Source organism: Burkholderia sp. MSMB0856 (genome assembly GCF_001524645.2).
GTDB lineage: Bacteria > Pseudomonadota > Gammaproteobacteria > Burkholderiales > Burkholderiaceae > Burkholderia > Burkholderia diffusa.
The window spans coordinates 756,874-776,250 of record NZ_CP013427.1; the positions used below are offsets into that span (position 1 = coordinate 756,874).

The following is a 19,377-nucleotide window of genomic DNA, read 5'->3' on the forward strand; positions in this document are numbered from 1 at the left end:
AAGTGGTCACGATGCTCGCGCTGCTTTCCTACGCTGCCCAACTGGTCTTCCTGCTGGTGGTGCTCTACTTTGCGCTGTACGTGCTGCTCGAATTGCGCGTGCTGCTGATTTCCCGCAAGGTCGAACGGCGCAAGCTGACCGATCTGGCGCAGCCCGTCCGGATATCCGAAGACGGGTTTCATCCTCGGGTCAGCGTGCTGCTGCCGATCTGCAACGAGTCCGAGATGGTCGAGCGGCTGATCGATGCGGCCTGCCGCCTGACCTATCCGTCCAACGAGATCGAGATCCTGGTGCTCGACGACTCGTCGGATGCGACGACGAAGCTCGCGCGGGCGAAGGTCGATCGCTACGCCGCCGACGGAATCGACATCCGGCTCATCAAGCGTCAGTCGCGAACGGGCTACAAGGCCGGCAACCTGGTCAACGGCATCCAGCAGTCGTCCGGCGACTTCTTTGCGATCTTCGATGCGGACTTCTTGCCGCCTGCGGATTTCCTGCTGAAGACCATTCCGTGTTTCACCGATCCGAAGCTCGGCTTCCTTCAGACCGGCATCGGCTACGAGAATCGCGACGCGTCGTTCCTGACACGCTTCCAGGCCATGGAAATGGGCCACCAGCAATACGTGACGGTGGGGCTGAGCGAGGACGGCGACATGGCGTCGCTGAGCGGCAGCTCGTGTGTGTGGCGCAAGGAGTGCGTCGATGCGCTGGGCGGCTGGAATGCGTCGACGGTCACCGAAGACGTGGACCTGGGCTATCGCGCGCAGTTCGGCGAATGGAAGTACGCGTATCTGCGAGAAGTCGTTTCCATGTCGGTGCTGCCAGAAACCATCAGCGCGTTTCGCATTCAGCGCGAACGCTGGGGGCGCGGCCTGATCCACAGCGGGTTCAAGCATGTCGGACAGATGCTGTCGCAAAGCATGCCGCTGATGAAGCGGATGCACGCGATCTCGGTGATGTTCTCGTCCGTGCTGCTGGCTTCGATCTATGTGCTGATACTGCTCAGCATGCCGTTGACTTGCCTGGTGCATTTCGACGGCGAGGGGATTCATCTCGGCGCATTCGTCTTTTTCGTTCTGGTGGCAATCTGGGCGCTTGCGAATGCGTTCGGTTCGCGCAAGGGCGCGAGATTCGACGACAAGCCGAGTGTTCTGAAAACGGTATGGGATACCTACCTTTATATTGCGATGTTTTTGCCGATGGCCTGGTATTACTTCGCGGGGGGCGTGCGCGCGGTTTTCGGTGTGTATAGCGGCTTTCATCGCACGCCAAAAGGCAAGGAAGCCTATCGCTCGACGATGCCTCGCATCAACGCAGTTCTGCTGGCCGGCGAAATCGCCACGTTCGCCTATTCACTCATGACGGTTTTGCTGGCGATTCAGAAGAAGAACTATGTTTTGATTCCGCTCAACGTAACGGTTTGCGTCGGCTTCGGTATGGTTCTCTTTTGGTCATGGCAAGAGCATCGTACCCGCGTGCAATCGTGATTTTCCGCGTGAGCGCAGTCCAATCGACCCGAATGGCGGGCACGGATTGCCGATTTGTTAAGGGTGCCTTCCTTTCTCGCATATGGTTCGCATAAAGCTGATTGTCAGCATCGAAAGAAACGCAGGTGTTTGCACGACGAGGGAGCGCAAGATCACGAGCGATGTTGTACGACGAATGCCGCAGGCCGCCGATGCGTTGACCGGCGGTGCTCGCCCGATCGAATCGGGGCGTGCGTTCAGTTTTACCGATGGCGCGGCCGCCTGGCTTCGCTCCCGTCTCCGGTCCGGCGCCGATCTGGCGGTGCCGCCTGACGATTTGCATACGTGGCTCGGCGAATCAAGCGAGTCGAAGGATCATCAAGATTTGCAAAGAAGATTCGAGGAATTCTGTCCGTCCCAATTGGACGGGGCAGAATGCCACCAGACAGTCTCTCATCGAACCCGCCAAGTCGGAGATTCATGTCTGACAAATGGCCAGGCAACTTTAACAACGGCTTGCAGGATTGCCGCATGCAGCCGACCGAACGGTGACGCGATCATCGGCATTCGACGCGACTAAAACGTCGTGCGAATGGACCGCTACCGGACGGTCAAGTGAAATGATTCGGCAGTTTTTTCCGATGTTTGCACTTCGCGGATCGGTGTGCGACCGGTGCCAGACGATTGCAAGCAATGCGAGTTTCGTGTTTTGCATGGTCCCGATCGGCGAGAGCAAGTGCGGCGTAAGCGGTCGTAACATGCAAGGTATTACTCGAATATTAATATTGATGTATGATCGCGTCGGCGCGTTGTAAGCTTGTGGCCAACAACCTTTCGCGTCGCGCAAATTTCCATGCGGTGTCGTTTCGCTGCATGGCCCGCACATTTTTTCGCAACCCTGATTCGGGCGGTCGCACATCGTTACATCGATGTTCCGTGCCAATGCGTGATGTGTCGCGGACGTAGTCAAATCATACGAAATAATCGAACGCAATAAATCGATAATGTTGTCTGCTGCTTGATCGAAATATCAGGCAGCGCTTCGCGCTTGAAGATCGATAACCAGACACCGCTGAAAAACAAAGTCTGTTTAAAACGATGGATAGCAGCAATATTCGCAACCGGGGAGGGCAGGTGAGCGCAAGCGGGCCACGAGCAATCGTGATAACCGGCAGCAGTGCCGGGCTTGGACGTGCGCTGGCATTGAGTTATGCCGCGCCCGATACCACGTTGGGGTTGATCGGCAGAAATTCGGCGCGGCTGGAATCCGTCGCCGCGGAGTGCCGTGCGCGCGGCGCCCGCGTCGTGATCGGCTGCATGGACGTGCGCGACTCGGCCACCGTCCAAGACTGGATGATCGATTTCGATACGCGGTATCCAATCGAATTGATGATTGCGAATGCCGGCGTGGCCAGCACGCTGCAGTCCGCGGACGACTGGGAGCACATGGCGCGCACCGCCGATGTCGTCGATACCAACCTGTACGGCGCGTTGCATGCGGTGCTGCCGGCCATCGACCGGATGCGCATGCGCCGGTGTGGGCAGATCGCGGTCGTCAGTTCGCTCGCCGCGTTGCGGGGTATGGCCATCTCGCCTGCCTACTGCGCGAGCAAGGCGGCGCTGGTCGCTTACTGCGATTCCGTGCGCCCGATCCTCGCACGCGAGGGCATCGGCCTGTCGGTCGTGATGCCGGGCTTTGTCCGCACAGCGATGAGCGACGTCTTCCCGGGCAGCAAGCCGTTCATGTGGAGTGCGGACAAGGCTGCCGGTTACATCAAGAAGCGCCTCGCGCGACGCCGCGTGGAAATTGCCTTTCCGTTCAGTCTTGCCTTCGGCATCAAGTTGCTGCGCCTGCTGCCGGCCACGCTGGCGGATGCCATTCTCGGTCGTCTGTCCTATCTCCCGCGCGGGAAGGCGTGACGTGCTGCCCGGATTCGCGTTCGCGGCTGCGGCAGCCGCACTCTCGTTTCTCGTAGAGGCCATCGCGTATCCGCGCGCGTCGTTCGTCCGTTCGCCGGCGGCGATCGCTCTGCATGTCTGCGCGTTCGCGATCGTGGCGGGCGCGACTTTCGCCGTGACGGCACGGCCGCTTGTCTCGGCATCCGTCGCCCTCGTGCTGATCGCGTTGCTAGCCGTCATCAGCAACGCAAAATACGAATCCCTGCGCGAACCCTTCGTCTTTACGGACCTGAGCTTGTTCAGCCAGGTTTTCGCTCATCCGCGTCTTTATCTGCCGTTTCTGAGTGCGGGCAAGGTGTTCGGCGTCGTTGCCGCCGTGGCGGTCGCGACGGTCGGGTTTCTGCTCGAACAACCGGCCGGCATGCTGGCGCGTGGCGCCGCCGCACTGATCGCGGTCGCTTGCGCGCCGGTCTGTGTCGCGCTGTCGCGTTGCGTGCCGCTGACGCTCGACCCGATGGCGGACCAGCGCCGGACGGGTTTCTTCGCGGCATTCGTCGCTTACCTCGTCAACGGGCTGCGGCGTGCGGAGCGTAACGCGTTCTTTCGCGCGGTCGACGCCGGGCCGTTCGCCGGCGGCCGTCCGCACAGCACGCCGGACGTGATCGTCATCCAGAGCGAATCCTATTTCGACGCGCGACGCCTCGGCGCATGCGTGTCGTCGGAGCCGTACGCGAATTTCGATCGCGCCCGCCGCGAGGCATTCACGCGGGGCAGCCTGGACGTTCCCGCCTGGGGCGCCAATACGATGCGCAGCGAATTCGCGATGCTGACGGGATTGCCGTCGGCGGCGCTCGACTATTCGCGCTTTTACCCGTACATGTATGTGCGCCGCGCATGTGCGTCGCTGGCGGGCTGGTTCAAGCGAGGCGGATATCGCACGCTCGCGATTCATCCGTATCACGCCGATTTCTTCGGGCGCAACCGGGCATTCCGGTTCATGCATTTCGACCGTTTTCTGGATATTCGGGATTTCGGCGGTGCCGCGCGAGTCGGGCCTTATATCGGAGACGGCCCGGTCGCCGATGCAATCATCGCGGCCCTCCAGGAGCACGGCGACGGGCCGGTGTTCGCGTTTGCGATCACGATGGAGAACCACGGCCCGCTGCATCTGGAACCGGTCGGGCCGGGCGAATCCGAAGCGCGGCATACGCTCGGCGACGACGCGCGCTGGCGCGATCTGACCGCCTATCTTCGACACGTCGAGAATGCCGACGGCATGATCGGCAAGCTGACTGATTATCTCCGCAAGCGGGAGCGTCCGACCGTGCTGTGCTTTTACGGCGATCACGTTCCCGCTCTGACTTCGGTGTTCGACGCGCTCGAAACCGAACCGACCAATAGCGATTACTTTATTTGGCGCAACTTCGCGAACGATTTCGGTGAGCACCGAAACCTTCGCGTCGAGAGTCTCGGCGCTGCGATACAGCGCGCGATGGTGCACGTCGACTGCACTCGCGCCGCTTCGCCGACCGGGATGCTTCAGACGCCGGCGTGATGATGAAAAAAAAAATTGCGATTATTGGGATAGCGTGCCGCTTTCCCGGTGGGGTTGAGGGACCCGACGACTTCTGGCAACTGCTGCGTGACGAGCGCGATGCCGTGACCGCCATTCCGCCGGACCGATTCGGCACGGCGTTCTATCAGCACCCATCGAAACGGGAGCCGGGAAAGAGCTACACGTTCGCGGCGGGCGTCGTCGACGACGTCGCGGGTTTCGACGCCGAATTCTTCGGCATCTCGCCGCGCGAGGCGGCGCAAATGGATCCGCAGCAGCGGCTGCTGCTCGAACTCGCGTGGGAGGCGTTCGAAGACGCCGGCGTGCGTCCGGCCGTGATGCGCGGACGCGACTGCGGCGTGTTCGTCGGCGTGGCGGGCATGGATTACGGCAACCGCAATATGGACGACATGAACACGATCGATCCGTATTCGGCAACCGGCAACACGCTCAGCATTGCGTCGAACCGCGTGTCTTACCTGTTCGACCTGCGCGGCCCGAGCATGTCGGTCGACACCGCTTGCTCGTCCTCGCTCGTCGCGCTGCATCAGGCGGTCCGCGCGTTGCAGTCCGGCGAGACGGCGATGGCGCTTGCCGGCGGGGTCAACCTGCTGCTGCATCCGTTCGGATTCGTCAGTTTTTCGAAGGCGTCGATGCTGTCGCCGCGCGGTCGTTGCCGCGCGTTCGACGCGACCGGCGACGGCTACGTGCGCGCCGAGGGCGGGGCGTTCGTGCTGCTCAAGCCGCTCGACCAGGCGGTGGCCGACGGCGATACGATCCACGCGGTGATCGCCGGATCGGGCGTGAATTCGGATGGCCATTCGCACGGCGGCATCAACGTGCCGGCAGCCGCGACGCAGGCGGACCTGCTGCGCGCCGTGTATCGGCGCGCGGGCATCGATCCGCGCACGCTCGCGTATCTCGAGGCGCACGGCACGGGCACCGCGGTCGGCGATCCGATCGAGGCGCGCGCGTTGATCGACGCGGTGTCGGGCGGCCGGCCGGAATCCGATCCGCTGCTGATCGGTTCGGTCAAGACCAATATCGGACACCTCGAAACGGCATCGGGCATGGCCGGTCTGCTGAAGGCCGTGCTGTGCCTGAAGCATCGCGCGGTGCCGCGTTCGCTGCACTTCGACACGCCCAACCCCGGCATCGATTTCGAAGGCGGCCGCTTGCGCGTGGTCGATCGGTTCACACCGCTCGCGCGCGGCGATGCACCGCTGACCATCGGCATCAATTCGTTCGGCTTTGGCGGCACGAATGCGCACGTCGTCGTCACCGAAGCGCCGGCGCCGGCGCCAGTCGCGCAGTCGGCGGCAAGGATCGATGCTCCGTTGCCGCCGCTCGTCCTCACCGCGCGGTCGCCGGCCGCGCTGGCAGCCGTCGCCGCACGCCATCTCGCGCGCCTGCAGTCGGGGGCCGACTGGGCCGCACTCGCGGCCGCCGCCGCACGGCGTCGCCAGTGGCTCGAGCATCGCGCGGTCGTCGCGCCGGCGGATCAGGCTGAAGGCCTGGCGGCGCTCGCCGCGCTTGCGGAGCCGTCGGAGCAGGGGCTGCCGGCCTGCGCCGTGCAGGGGCAGGCCATCGAAGGCGACGCGCCCGTCGCGTTCGTCTACGCGGGCAACGGCTGTCAATGGGCCGGGATGGGCAAGCGGCTCTATGCCGAGGACGCGGTGTTTCGCGCGGCGCTCGACGAAGTCGATGCGCTGTGGCGCGCGGACGGCAACGCATCGCTCGTCGAAGTCATGTGCGAAGGTGTCGACGCTGAATGGCTCGCCGCGACCGAGAACGCGCAGCCGCTGCTGTTCGCGATGCAGGTCGGCATCACGCGTGTGCTGACCGCGCGCGGCATCCGCTTCGATGCGGCGGTCGGTCACAGTGTCGGCGAGATCGCGGCGGCCTGGGTGTCGGGCGCGCTCACGCTCGCCGAGGCCGTGCGCGTGATCCGGATTCGCAGCGGTGCCCAGGGCCTGACGCGCGGCGCGGGCAGGATGGCGGCGGCCGGCATCGGCGAAGCCGCGGCGCGCGACTGGATCGCGCGTCTCGATCTCGCCGCTGCCATTGAAATCGCGGGCACCAACAGCCCCGACTCGGTGACGCTCGCAGGTTCGCAAGCCGCGCTCGAAACAATCGGCGCGGCGCTCGCGGACGCCGGCCATTTCTATCAGATGCTCGGCCTCGATTACGCGTTCCACAGCAGTCGCATGGATGCGATCGAGCCGGTCGTACGCGACGGGCTGGCCGATCTCGCGCCGCGCGATACGCACACGCGATTCGTGTCGACGGTGACCGGCGACACGTTGCCGGGGACCGCGCTCGACGCGGGTTACTGGTGGCGCAACATTCGCGAGCCGGTCCGTTTCGGCGATGCCATTGCTCGCCTGGCCGACGATCGCGTGCGCGTGTTCGTCGAGATCGCCCCGCATTCGATCCTGCGCACTTACGTGAAGCAGACGCTTGCCGCCCGCGTCGCGCCGGGCATCGTCGTGCCGACGCTCAAGCGTCAGCACGACAGCGCGGAAATGCTCGCTCATGCGATCCTGTCGGCGGTCGCGCAGGGGGCGCGCGTCGATCTCGACCGCCTCGTTCCCGATGTCCCGCACGCCGCGCTGCCGACTTATCCGTGGCAGCGCGAGCGTTACTGGCTCGTGCCGAGCGTCGAGGGCTACGGGCTCGTGAATCGTCGCGTCGATCATCCGCTGCTCGGCTATCGCCTGCACGAGCATGCGTTCGCATGGGAGAACCAGCTCGATCCGCAGCGCGTGCCGATGCTCGCCGATCACGTGGTCGACGGCGGCGTCGCGTTCCCGGGCGCCGGTTATGTCGAAATGGCACTCGCGGCGGCGCGCAGGTTCTTCGGCACACCGGATGTGGCCATCGAGAACGTCGAGATCCGCATGCCGGTCGTGTTCCAGCCGCAGCACGCGAAGTTGTTCCGGTTCACGATCGACGTGCGCACCGCGTCGTTTACGATCGAGACACGCGACCGGATGTCGGACGGCCCGTGGAACCTGAACGTGACGGGGCGCCTGCTCGAAAGCGGCAATACGCTCGATGCGTGCAGCATGCCGGATGCGTCCGTCGTCACCTGTCTGCAGTCGCGCCCGGCGCTTTCCGGCGACGCGCTGTATGCGGGCACGACGGCGATCGGCCTCAGCTACGGGCCCGCGTTCCGTTGGGTGCGGTCGCTGCGCGTGTCGGGCGACGACGCGCTTGCCGAGCTCGATGTGCCGTCGGTTCTTGCCGATGAGCATGCGCGATCGGACTATCTGCTGCATCCCGCGCTGATGGACAGCGGCTTCCATCCGCTGTTCGCGGTGCTGGCGCAGGCCGGTGCCACGCCGGACGATGCGCATTCGGCGTTTGTCCCCGTGCAGATCGGTCGTGTCGATTTCCTGAGCGGCGAAGCGATTCGTTGCGTGCTGGCGCGCATTCATCGCCGCAGCCCGCATTCGATCGTCGCGTCGTTCGAATTCATCGATGCAAACGGCAAGATCGTCGCGCGCCTTTCCGCGTGCCGCTTCCGTCGCGTCGATCTCGCCGGGCGCCGTCAAGGCGCGCCCGCGCGCTTTGCCTACGTGCTCGAAGCGAGGCCGCTGCCGGCCGGTTACACGGCCGACGCGTTGCCGCCGCCGGGCGTGCTCGTCGAGCGTGCGAACGCGCATGTCATGGCGCGTGAGGACCTCGCGCGCCGCACGCAGCATCTGACCGAAACGTTGCCGCTGCTCGACGTGCTTGCCGGTCTGCATGCGCTCGACGCGCTGGATGCGCTCGGCGTGTTCGCCCAGCCGGCGCTGCTGACGAACACGCATCCGCAACAGGTCGCGCGACTGGCGGAAATCGTCGTCGAGGACGGGCTGGCGCGCTTCGAAGGCGATCGCCTGGTTCGCGACGACGAAGCCTGCGAGGCGATGCCCGCGCGTGACGCGCTGTGGCGCGACGTGCTGGCCGCATCGCCGGCCCATGTCGCCGAGTTGACGCTGCTGGCGCACGTCGGCGCGGCGCTGCCGCGCATGCTGCGCGACACGTCGCCCGAGGGCGCGCTGCTGTCGTCGACCGGGCGCAGTCTGGTCGAGCAGTTCTTCGATGCATCGCCGACCTGGGCGCATGCGCGCGCACTGCTCGCCGCCTGCGTGACGCAGGCCGTCGCGGCGTGGCCGGACGCACGCCGCTTGCGTGTCCTGGAGTTCGGTGCCGCGAGCGGCGACGTGTTGCAGCCGCTCGACGTGGACGTGCCGGCCGGTCGCTGCGAATACCTGCTGGCGGGTACGGCGCAGCAGCTCGCCGGGTTCGATGCGGAAGCGCATGCGCACGTACAGACGCTGGCGTTCGCGACCGACGCGCCGCTGTTCTCGCAATGCCGCGATACGACGCCGTTCGACGTGGTGATCGTCAACCGGATGCTGGGCGATCATCCGGATCCACTCGCCGCGCTGACGGCGATCGCCGAACGGCTCGCGCCGGGCGGGCTCGTCGTCATCGCCGATGCGCGCCGCAGCCGCTTCTCCGACATCGTGTTCGGCACGGCCGGTGGCGCGGGCGCTGCCGGAGCGTACGGCACGCTGGCGCCTGGCGCGATCGAGTCGATGTGCGAACGCGCCGGACTGGTCGACGTGGTGCGTGATACCGAACAAGGCCTCGATCTCGAGGGCACGCCGACGTTCGTCGTCGCGCGCAAGCCGGCTGCCCGCGAGCAGGCGGCCGGCGCATCGCGGGACGAGGATCGAGCGCGCATGGTGCAGCGTGACGGCGCGCACTGGCTGATCGTGCAGGACGATGACGATGCGTTCGGCATCGCACTGGCGGGCGAACTCGAGCGGCTGGGCTGCCGCGTCGAGTCGGCAGCGGTGCGTGACGCCGCGGCATGGGCGGCGCGTCAGCCGGCCGGGCAGCCGGCGCATGTCGTGTTCGTGGCGCCGCTTGCATCGCTTGACACCGCCGACGGTGCGGCCATGATGCGCGCGCAGCACGGTGGCGCGCTCGCGCTGGCATCGATCGTGCGCGATCTCGATGCCGCCGGCGCGACGGAGCGCGGGCGACTGTGTGTCGTGACGCGTGGCGGCGCGCCGTTCGCCGCAGGCACGTCGTCAGACCCCGAGCATGGAACGTTGTGGGGTCTCGGCCGCGTGATCGCGAACGAGTATCCGACGCTGCCGCTCCGGTTGATCGACGTCGATCGCGCCGTCGAACAACCGGCGTCGCAGCTTGCGATGGCGCTGCTCGGCGACGATGGCGAGGAAGAAGTGCTGCTTGCGCCGCAGGGCCGCTACGTGCCGCGCATGTTGCCGGCCGCGCAGGCGGCCGAGCGCGACGACGCGCCGTCGAGCGCATCGGACCGGGCGGGGGCGCGGCTCGCATTCGACATGCCGGGTTCGTTGCGCAACCTCGCATGGTTCGCGATGCCGGCACGCGATCTCGCCGCCGGCGAGGTCGAGATCGAGCCGATGGCGACGGGGCTCAATTTCCGCGACGTGATGTACGCGATGGGGCTGCTGTCAGACGAAGCCGTCGAGACGGGCTTCGCGGGCGCGACGATCGGCATGGAAGTGTCGGGACGCGTCGCGCGGGTCGGCGCGGACGTCGAAGGGTTTGCACCGGGCGACGCGGTGCTGGGTTTCGCACCGGCATCGTTCGCGACGCGCGTGGTCACGCGCGCGACCGCGATCGCACGCAAGCCCGACACGATGTCGTTCGAGGAGGCCGCCACGGTTCCGACGACGTTCTTCACCGCGTACTACGCGTTGTGCGAACTGGCGCGACTGCGACGCGGAGAGCGCGTGCTCGTGCACGGCGGCGCGGGCGGGGTCGGCATCGCGGCGATCCAGATCGCGCGGTATCTCGGCGCGGAAGTCTTCGCCACTGCGGGTAGCGACGAGAAGCGCGAGTTCATTCGCCTGCTCGGCGTCGACCGCGTGTTCGATTCGCGCAGCCTCGCGTTCGCCGACGAGATTCGTGCGCGCACGCACGGCGAAGGCGTCGACGTCGTGCTCAATTCGCTCGCGGGCGAAGCGATGGTGCGCAGCATCGATACGCTGCGTCCGTTCGGCCGCTTCCTCGAACTCGGCAAGCGCGACTTCTACGAGAACAGCCAGATCGGCCTGCGGCCGTTCCGCAACAACATCAGCTATTTCGGCATCGACGCGGACCAGCTGATGGGCGCGCTGCCGTCGCTGACGACGCGACTGTTCGAGGAAGTGATGCGCCTGTTCTCCGCCGGCGTGCTGCATCCGTTGCCATACCGCGCGTTCCCGGCCGCACGTGCGGAGGAAGCGTTCCGCTACATGCAGCAGGCGCGCCAGATCGGCAAGGTGCTGGTCACCTATCCGTCGGGCACGCCGGCGCCGACGCGTGGCGTCGCGGTGCCGACGCTGCGGCTCGACCCGCAGGCGGCATACCTGATCGTCGGTGGCACCGGCGGGCTGGGCTTCGCGACCGCGCGCTGGATGATCGAGCGCGGCGCGCGGCACCTGACGCTCGCGAGTCGCGGCGGCGCACTGGGCGCGGCAATGCAGGCCGAAGCCGACCGCTGGCGAGACACGCTCGGCGCCGACGTGTCGGTCGCGCGATGCGACGTGACCGACGCCACGGCGCTCGACCGCATCGTCGACGAGATCGAGCGTCGCGGAACGCCGCTCAAGGGCGTGCTGCATTCGGCGATGCAGATCGACGACGGGCTGCTGCGCAACGTCGACGACGCACGCTTCGCGGCTGTGCTCGAACCGAAGGTGGCGGGCGCATGGAACCTGCATCGCGCGACGCAGCGTTGCACGCTCGATTTCTTCGTCGTGTATTCGTCGGCGACGACCTGTCTCGGCAACCCGGGGCAGGGCGCGTACGTCGCCGCCAACGGCTTTCTCGAAGCGCTGGTCGCGTATCGTCGCGCGGCCGGCGAGCCGGGCCTGTTCATGGCGTGGGGGCCGATCGAGGACGTCGGCTTCCTCGCGCGCAACGCCGGCACGCGCGAGGCGTTGCAGTCGCGGATTGGCGGTGCGTCGATCACGTCGGACGAAGCGATGGCCGCGCTCGAGCGCGCGCTTGCCCAAGGCGCTGCCGGCGAAGCCGTCGTGCGCCTCGATTGGGGTGCCATCTCGCGCGGCATGCCGGCCGCGCACGCTCGCCGTTACACGGCGTTGCAGACGGGTGGGGCGGCCGAGACGTCGAGCGAGGATCGCGTGTTGCCGGAACAGTTGCGTGCGCTGCCGCCTGCCGAGGCGGTCGCCCTCGTCGAGACGGCGCTGCGCGGCCAGATCGCGCGGATTCTGCACATGTCGCCGGAGCGCGTCGATGCCGGCCGGTCGGTCCTCGATCTCGGGATGGACTCGCTGATGGGCATGGAGCTCGGCATGGCCGTCGAGGAGACCTTCGGCGTCAAGCTGTCGATCATGGCGATCGCGGAAGGCGCGACGGTGCATACGCTGGCCGAGCGCATCGTCGAATTGCTCGATGATCGGCACGGCGACGGAAAGGCCGCGGCAGCGGACGAGCTGGCGCAAGCGCTGGTCGCGCGGCATGCATTGGGCGATGAGGCGCGGGCGACGCTCGCACGTCATCAGGATCACGAAAAAAACCAGGGGGCAGCAACATGCAAGTCGACGCCGGTGCATGCCGGGTGAAAGCACCGCAGGGGTGGCAGGCGAGCGAAGGCACGGTCGCCCGGCCGGTGACGATGACCGGACATGGTCTGCACACCGGCCGCCGGGTCCAGGTGCGGATCCTGCCCGCGACGCCGTCGGACGAACGGCACGGGATCGTGTTTCGCCGCATGCGCGGCGATCATCAACTGGGGATGCTTGCCGCCGGCCCGGCGGTGCGTCGCGCGCAGCCGCTCTGCACGATGCTGCGTGCCGACGACGGCATGGGCGTGCGTACGGTCGAGCACCTGCTTGCATCGCTGCTGACCTGCGAGATCGATCACGCGATCGTCGAACTCGATGCGGAAGAAGTGCCGATTCTCGACGGCAGCGCGCGGCCGTGGATCGACGCGATCGCGGCCGGCGGCCGTGCCGAATTGCGGCGTTCGAAGCGCTTTCTCCGGGTGCTGAAGCCGGTGAGCGTGGCCGACGGCGAGGGCGCGTCACGGCGCGAATTGCGCGTCGAGCCCGCCGAGCGATACGAATTCAGCGTGCGCGACGATCTCAAGGGGTTCGGCGACATGCAGTGGGACGGCGAGCTCACGCCGGGGACGTTCGCCAGCGAGATTTCGTCGTCGCGTTCGTACGGGCGGATCAAGTGGGCCGTGCCGGCGATCGCCGTCGGCTACCTGACGGGCACGCCGATCCTGCGCGGCGCGAGGCCGTCGTGCACGGCGTCGATCATCGGCAATCACGTGATCGGCGGACTGCGCGCGCCCGACGAATTCGTGCGTCACCGCGTGCTCGATCTCGTCGGCGATCTGGCGCTCTCGGGCTCGCCGCTGCTCGGGCGCGTCACCGCGCATCGCCCCACTCACGAAATGAATTACCGACTCCTCAGTGCGTTGCTCGGTACGCCCGACGCGTACGAATGGATCGACGTATCCGCGTAACGCGGACGCAATGACGTAACGGACGGATTGCCCGGAACCCAAGACATGGCACTCGGAGAACACCTTCGCCAGCAACTGGCGGCGAAAGCCCTGAAACGGCAACTCGAGCGCGCGACGGAAGCCGCCGCGGCGCCCGGCGTGCCCGGTACGCCGGCGGCGCAGGCCGCGTCGGCGCGCAGCCGTTTCGAATCGATGCCGCAATATCAGCAGGTCAGGATCATGCGCGAGATGGGCGAGAAGCTGCGCGTCGACTCGCCGTTCTTCCGCGTGCACGATGGCGTTGCCGGCGCGACCACGCAGATCGGCGGTCGCGAATACGTGAACTTCGCGAACTACAACTACCTCGGCCTCGCCGGCGATCCGACCGTATCCGAACGTGCGAAGGCCGCGATCGACCGCTACGGTACGTCGGCGTCCGCGAGCCGGATGGTCGCGGGTGAGCGTCCGGTGCAGCGCGACCTCGAGCGGGCGCTGGCCGCGTTCTACGAGACCGACGATTGCGTCGCGTTCGTGAGCGGCCACGCGACCAACGTGACCGTGATCGGCGCGCTGTTCGGCCCCGGTGACCTAATCGTCCACGACGCGCTCGCGCACAACAGCATCGTGCAGGGTGCGCAGCTGAGCGGCGCGAAACGGCTGAGCTTCGCGCACAACGACTGGCAGGCGCTCGACGAACTGCTGTCGCGCGTGCGTCGCGAATACCGGCACGTGCTGATCGCGATCGAGGGGCTGTACAGCATGGATGGCGATTTCCCGGACCTCCAGCGTTTCGTCGACGTGAAGACGCGCCACGGCGCGTTCCTGCTGGTCGACGAAGCGCATTCACTCGGCGTGCTCGGCGCGACGGGCAAGGGCATCCGTGAACATTGCGCGGTCGCGCCCGACCAGGTCGACATGTGGATGGGCACGATGAGCAAGACGCTGGCCGGTTGCGGCGGCTTCATCGCCGGCTGTCAGCCGCTCGTGGACATGCTGCGCCATCTGGCGCCGGGCTTTCTCTATAGCGTCGGACTCGCGCCGACGCTCGCCGAAGCGTCGCTGGCCGCGCTCGAACGCCTGCGGGCCGAACCGGAGCGGGTTGCGCAACTGCAGGCGCGCGGGCGGCAGTTTCTGACCGAGGCACGCGCGGCGGGGCTGAACACCGGCACGAGCGCGGGGTATGCGGTCGTGCCGGTCATCACCGGAAGTTCGCTGAAAGCCGCGCAGTGGGCCAACGCGATGTTCGACGAAGGGATCAACGTGCAGCCGATCTTCTATCCGGCCGTCGAGGAGAAGGCCGCGCGCCTGCGGTTCTTCATCTGCTCGACGCACGAGCCCGGGCAGATCAGCCGGACGGTCGATGTGCTGGCCCGCCTGGCGGGGCGGGCGGCATGATGTCCGCCGCGGTGCTCGCGCCGTCCTTCGACGTGCCGCAAGCCGGTGCGTCGACGCCGTTTCGCGCCGCATGCGCGGACGATGCGGCGGCATGTGCGCCGCTCGTGTTTGCATCCGGCGTCGGCGAATTCGGTTTCTTCCTCGGTGAAAGCGACGCGCGCTGCATTGCGTTCCTGCAACAGGCGTTCCGGTCGCGTCACGGCCGGTTCTCGTGGCGCAGGCATCGGGTCGCGGTCGGCGCCGACGGCACCGTGCATGCCGTGATGGCCATCCATGACGGGCGCAGGACGATGTTCGACGACGTTCACGTCGTGTGGGCCCTGGCGCGTTTTTTCGGCGTGCGCCGCACGATCGGCCAGCTGCTGCGCGGGCTGGTGCTCGAAACGGAGATTCCGGCGCCCAAGCGCGCGCAGATCCTCATTGCGCATTGCGCGACGGCCGAGCAGCGGCGCGGTGCGGGCGTCTTCACCGTACTGCTGCGCGACGCGTTCGAGAGCGGTGCGTTGCCGGACGACGACAGCCGTGACATCGTGCTCGACGTGCTGACCCGCAACGAGCGCGCCCGCGCGCTGTACGAGCGGCTCGGCTTCGTCGCACTGACGCGGTCGCGTCAGCGCTCGCGAAAGTTGCCGGCCGAGCTCGATTCGGTACGCATGCGGTTCACGCGTCGCGGCTGACGGCGCGCTTCACATCTCTTTCATGCACAGTTCGAGCGCGGCTTCCCAATGCGGCGCGCACAAGCCGAAGTGCTCCGCCAGTTTTGCATTCGACATGCGGGAATTGGCCGGGCGCGACTCGGGTGTCGGATAAGCGCTGGCCGGAATGGGTGACAACGACGGCCTTTTCGACAGATTCGAAAGACGGAAGATCGCCTCGGCGAATCCATGCCATGAAGTTGAGCCGGCCGCACACAGGTGATAGACGCCCGAATGCGTGTTCCACCATTCGTGCTGTCCGTCCCGTTCGTTCATGGAGGCGCCGATAGCTTGCGCGGCGACGTTCGCGCTCAGCGCGGCGATCGTCTTCGACCAGGTTGGCGCACCGATCTGGTCCGCGACGATCTTCAGTTCGTCACGCTCGGCGCCGAGGCGCAGCATGGTCAACAGAAAGTTCTTGCCGCGCGTGCCGTACACCCAACTCGTACGGAAAATCAGGTGCGCGCATCCCGATGCCGCGATCGCCTGCTCGCCCGCGAGTTTGGTCGCGCCGTACACGTTTTGCGGATCGACCGGATCGTCCTCGATGTACGGGCCGTTCTTCGTCCCGGCAAACACGTAGTCCGTCGAGTAATGAATCAGCGCCGCACCGATGCGCTTCGCTTCTTCGGCGAGCACGGCCGGTGCCTCCGCATTCAGGCGCGTGGCCAACGCGATGTCGTTCTGCGCCTGGTCCACGGCCGTATAGGCGGCCGGGTTGACGATGATGTCCGGCCCGACGTCGCGCACGACGTCTCGCACCTGATCAAGGCGCGACAAGTCGAGCTTCCCGCGATCGAGCGCGACCACCCTGCCGAGACCCTGCAGGCTGCGCGCCAGTTCGAATCCCACCTGGCCATTGATGCCGGTGAGCAGGATGGTGCGTTGCTCGGGCGATTTTTTCTGTCGCACGGTGCCGCTCACTCGTAGTACTCGGCTTCGGCGAGCCGCTTGCCAGCCGCATCCTTGGCCGCAAGCACTGGTTCGCCGTCGAGCGGCCAATCGATGCCGATCTCCGGATCGTTCCACAGCAAGCTGCGCTCGTGCTCCGGGAACCAGTAGTCGGTGGTCTTGTAGAGGAATTGCGCCGTCTCCGACAGCACCACGAAGCCGTGCGCGAAGCCGGGGGGCACCCAGAGCTGGCGATGGTTGTCGGCCGATAGTGTCACGCCGGCCCATTTGCCGAAATTCGGCGAACTGCGCCGGATGTCGACCGCGACGTCGAACACCTCGCCTTCGACCACGCGCACGAGTTTGCCTTGCGCGTGCTCGATCTGGTAGTGGAGCCCGCGCAGCACGCCTTTTACGGAACGGGAGTGGTTGTCCTGGACGAACTCGACGTCAGCCTCGACGAGCGCAGCGAATTCCCGCGCGTTGAAGCTCTCGTAGAAATAGCCGCGTGCGTCGCCGAATACCTTCGGCTCGACGAGCTTGACTTCGGGGAGCGCCGTAGCAGTTACCGTGATGGCCATGCAACCTGATCCGTAAGAATGTTCAGCAAATATTTGCCGTAGCCGTTTTTCGACAGCGGCTGCGCGAGCTTCTGCACCTGCTCGGCATCGATCCAGTGCCGGCGGTACGCGATCTCCTCGGGGCAGGCGACGACCAGGCCTTGCCGCTTCTGCAGCGTCGCGATGAAGCTCGCGGCCTCGATCAGCGAATCGTGGGTTCCGGTGTCGAGCCATGCATAACCACGCCCCATGATCTCGACGTTCAACGCACCGTCCGCGAGATAGCGGGAATTGACGTCGGTGATTTCGAGCTCGCCGCGCGGCGACGGCTCGATGTCGGCGGCGATGTCGCACACGCGGTTGTCGTAGAAGTAGAGACCGGTTACGGCGTAGTTCGAACGCGGCTTGGCCGGCTTCTCTTCGATCGATACGGCACGGAAGTCCTGATCGAATTCCACGACGCCGTAACGTTCCGGATCATGCACGTGATAGGCGAACACCGTCGCGCCCGCGTCTTGCGCGTCTGCGTGCTCGAGCTGTTTGGCGAGGTCATGACCATAGAAGATGTTGTCGCCAAGGATGAGCGCCGACGGATCGTTGCCCACGAATTCGCGACCGATGATGAAGGCCTGTGCAAGGCCGTCGGGCGACGGCTGCACCGCATACCGGATGTTCATCCCCCACTGGCTGCCGTCGCCGAGCATGGCTTCGAAGCGTGGGGTGTCCTGCGGCGTAGAGATGATCAGGACGTCGCGAATGCCCGCGACCATCAGCGTCGAGAGCGGGTAATAGATCATCGGCTTGTCGTAGACCGGAAGCAGTTGCTTCGAGACCGCATGCGTGATCGGATAGAGCCGTGTGCCGGAACCGCCGGCGAGAATGATGCCCTTGCGCGCCATGTCCGTTCCTCTTACGCGCGGTGCGCGTAGTTCGTTGCGACCCACTTCCGGTAGTCGCCCGAAGCGACTTCGTCGACCCATTCCTGATGGTCCAGATACCAGCGCACCGTTTTCGCGAGACCGGTTTCGAACGTTTCGGCGGGCTTCCAGCCGAGTTCGCGCTCGAGCTTGCGTGCGTCGATCGCATAGCGGCGATCGTGGCCCGGCCGGTCGGTCACGTAAGTGATCTGGTCGCGATACGAACCCGCCGATTTCGGTCGCAGTTCGTCAAGCAGGTCGCACAGCGTGTGCACGACCTCGAGATTCGTTTTCTCGTTCCAGCCGCCGACGTTGTACGTGTCGCCGGTCTGGCCGCGCGCGAGTACCTCGCGGATCGCACTGCAGTGGTCGCCCACATACAGCCAGTCTCGTACATTCTGGCCGTCGCCGTACACGGGCAACGGCTTGCCGGCGAGCGCGTTGGCGATCATCAGCGGAATGAGTTTCTCGGGGAACTGGTACGGGCCGTAGTTGTTCGAGCAGTTCGTGGTCAGTGTGGGCAGGCCGTAAGTATGCTGATACGCGCGCACGAGATGGTCGGAACCGGCCTTGGTCGCCGAATAGGGGCTGTTCGGTGCGTACGGAGTCGTTTCGGAGAATTGCGGATCGGCAGGCGACAGCGAACCGAATACTTCGTCCGTGGAAACGTGCAGAAAGCGAAATGCGGCCTTGTCCGTCTCTGGCAGCATATTCCAGCATTGGCGTGCTGCTTCGAGCAGCGTAAATGTTCCGACGACATTGGTCTGAACAAAATCCGCCGGCCCGTGAATCGAGCGATCGACATGGCTTTCCGCAGCAAAATGCAGGACTGCGCGAGGCTTGTATTCGGCGAACAATGCATCGAGCGCCGCTCGGTCGCAAATATCGGCCTGCGCGAACACGTGCTTCGGGTTTCCGTGCAGCGCCTTTAATGTTCCGAGATTGCCCGCATAGGTCAATTTGTCGACGTTCAGAACCGATTCGTCAGATTGACGCAGCCAATCCAGCACAAAATTGGCCCCGATAAAGCCGGCGCCACCTGTAATCAATATCATGTAGCCTCTTTTTTTATGTTAATGGCAGTGAATCCTGCCTTGCTCTCATTCGTGCGCGTAGCCCTCGATTGACGCAGGACGAGGAATACCAAGAAATCATGTGGCTCCAACCGATCTGGGGGCTGAGTTGCACGCATATTCTAGGGTATTCCTTCGAGGAGACGCATGTATCAACCGGACAGTCTGCTTGAAAGACTATTAATTCTCTATACCGCAGGACTCGGATGGTGAGGGTCGTGGGCGGTGTATCTCGGTTTCCCGTGCGTTTGCACGGGATTCATCAGACGTCTATCGCGCGCCAACATTTGCGGAAAACCGCAAGGCGAGTACGCGCAGAAGTCGGTGACGAATGCAGTGATGGTTTTTTGGATACTAAAAATCGATAGCAACTATATCATGCGCGATTCGATCCGTGCGAATCGGTCGTTTTATATCGGG

The 19,377-nt window shown here is 65.4% G+C and carries 11 protein-coding genes; 7 read left to right on the forward strand and 4 right to left on the reverse strand.

All coding sequences use genetic code 11. From position 1 onward, the window contains the following. Nucleotides 1-11: 11 nt before the first annotated feature. The 7 genes from WS87_RS04570 (at nucleotide 12) to WS87_RS04600 (ending at nucleotide 15,498) form a co-directional block, all read left to right on the forward strand. On the forward strand, nucleotides 12-1,487 hold the full coding sequence (locus WS87_RS04570) for a glycosyltransferase (protein ID WP_059820519.1): 1,476 nt from the start codon (nucleotides 12-14) through the stop codon (nucleotides 1,485-1,487). A gap of 1,113 nt (nucleotides 1,488-2,600) precedes the next feature. After that, entirely contained in the window at nucleotides 2,601-3,386 is a 786-nt protein-coding gene (locus WS87_RS04575; RefSeq protein WP_059689021.1) for an SDR family NAD(P)-dependent oxidoreductase, read from the forward strand. Between the two features lies 1 nt (nucleotide 3,387). Then, the gene (locus WS87_RS04580; RefSeq protein WP_236873205.1) at nucleotides 3,388-4,920 is read left to right on the forward strand and encodes an LTA synthase family protein; all 1,533 of its coding nucleotides are present in this window, start codon (nucleotides 3,388-3,390) and stop codon (nucleotides 4,918-4,920) included. A gap of 2 nt (nucleotides 4,921-4,922) precedes the next feature. Then, nucleotides 4,923-12,536, forward strand: a complete 7,614-nt coding sequence (locus WS87_RS04585; protein ID WP_107938149.1) for a type I polyketide synthase — start codon at nucleotides 4,923-4,925, stop codon at nucleotides 12,534-12,536. Then, nucleotides 12,533-13,447, forward strand: a complete 915-nt coding sequence (locus tag WS87_RS04590; protein ID WP_107938150.1) for a UDP-3-O-acyl N-acetylglycosamine deacetylase — start codon at nucleotides 12,533-12,535, stop codon at nucleotides 13,445-13,447. Before WS87_RS04585 ends, WS87_RS04590 begins: the two co-directional genes overlap by 4 nt. A gap of 45 nt (nucleotides 13,448-13,492) precedes the next feature. After that, entirely contained in the window at nucleotides 13,493-14,821 is a 1,329-nt protein-coding gene (locus WS87_RS04595; protein WP_059820503.1) for an aminotransferase class I/II-fold pyridoxal phosphate-dependent enzyme, read from the forward strand. Continuing rightward, nucleotides 14,821-15,498 (forward strand): GNAT family N-acetyltransferase, encoded by a 678-nt coding sequence (locus tag WS87_RS04600; protein ID WP_236873225.1) that lies wholly within the window; start codon nucleotides 14,821-14,823, stop codon nucleotides 15,496-15,498. The genes WS87_RS04595 and WS87_RS04600 overlap by 1 nt, the downstream gene beginning before the upstream one ends. Before the next feature lie 9 nt (nucleotides 15,499-15,507). Here WS87_RS04600 and rfbD read toward each other — a convergent pair whose 3' ends face one another. The 4 genes from rfbD to rfbB are packed head-to-tail and all read right to left on the reverse strand — an operon-like array spanning nucleotide 15,508 to nucleotide 18,939. Then, nucleotides 15,508-16,428 (reverse strand): dTDP-4-dehydrorhamnose reductase, encoded by a 921-nt coding sequence (rfbD, locus tag WS87_RS04605; protein ID WP_059820521.1) that lies wholly within the window; start codon nucleotides 16,426-16,428, stop codon nucleotides 15,508-15,510. Nucleotides 16,429-16,436: 8 nt separating this feature from the next. Then, on the reverse strand, nucleotides 16,437-16,988 hold the full coding sequence (gene rfbC, locus WS87_RS04610; protein ID WP_059820505.1) for a dTDP-4-dehydrorhamnose 3,5-epimerase: 552 nt from the start codon (nucleotides 16,986-16,988) through the stop codon (nucleotides 16,437-16,439). Further along, nucleotides 16,973-17,866, reverse strand: coding sequence for a glucose-1-phosphate thymidylyltransferase RfbA (gene rfbA, locus WS87_RS04615; RefSeq protein WP_059820506.1), 894 nt, complete (start codon nucleotides 17,864-17,866; stop codon nucleotides 16,973-16,975). The genes rfbC and rfbA overlap by 16 nt, the downstream gene beginning before the upstream one ends. A gap of 11 nt (nucleotides 17,867-17,877) precedes the next feature. Then, nucleotides 17,878-18,939: a dTDP-glucose 4,6-dehydratase gene (gene rfbB / locus WS87_RS04620; RefSeq protein ID WP_059820507.1), complete on the reverse strand. Its 1,062-nt coding sequence runs from the start codon at nucleotides 18,937-18,939 to the stop codon at nucleotides 17,878-17,880. Nucleotides 18,940-19,377 lie beyond the last annotated feature (438 nt).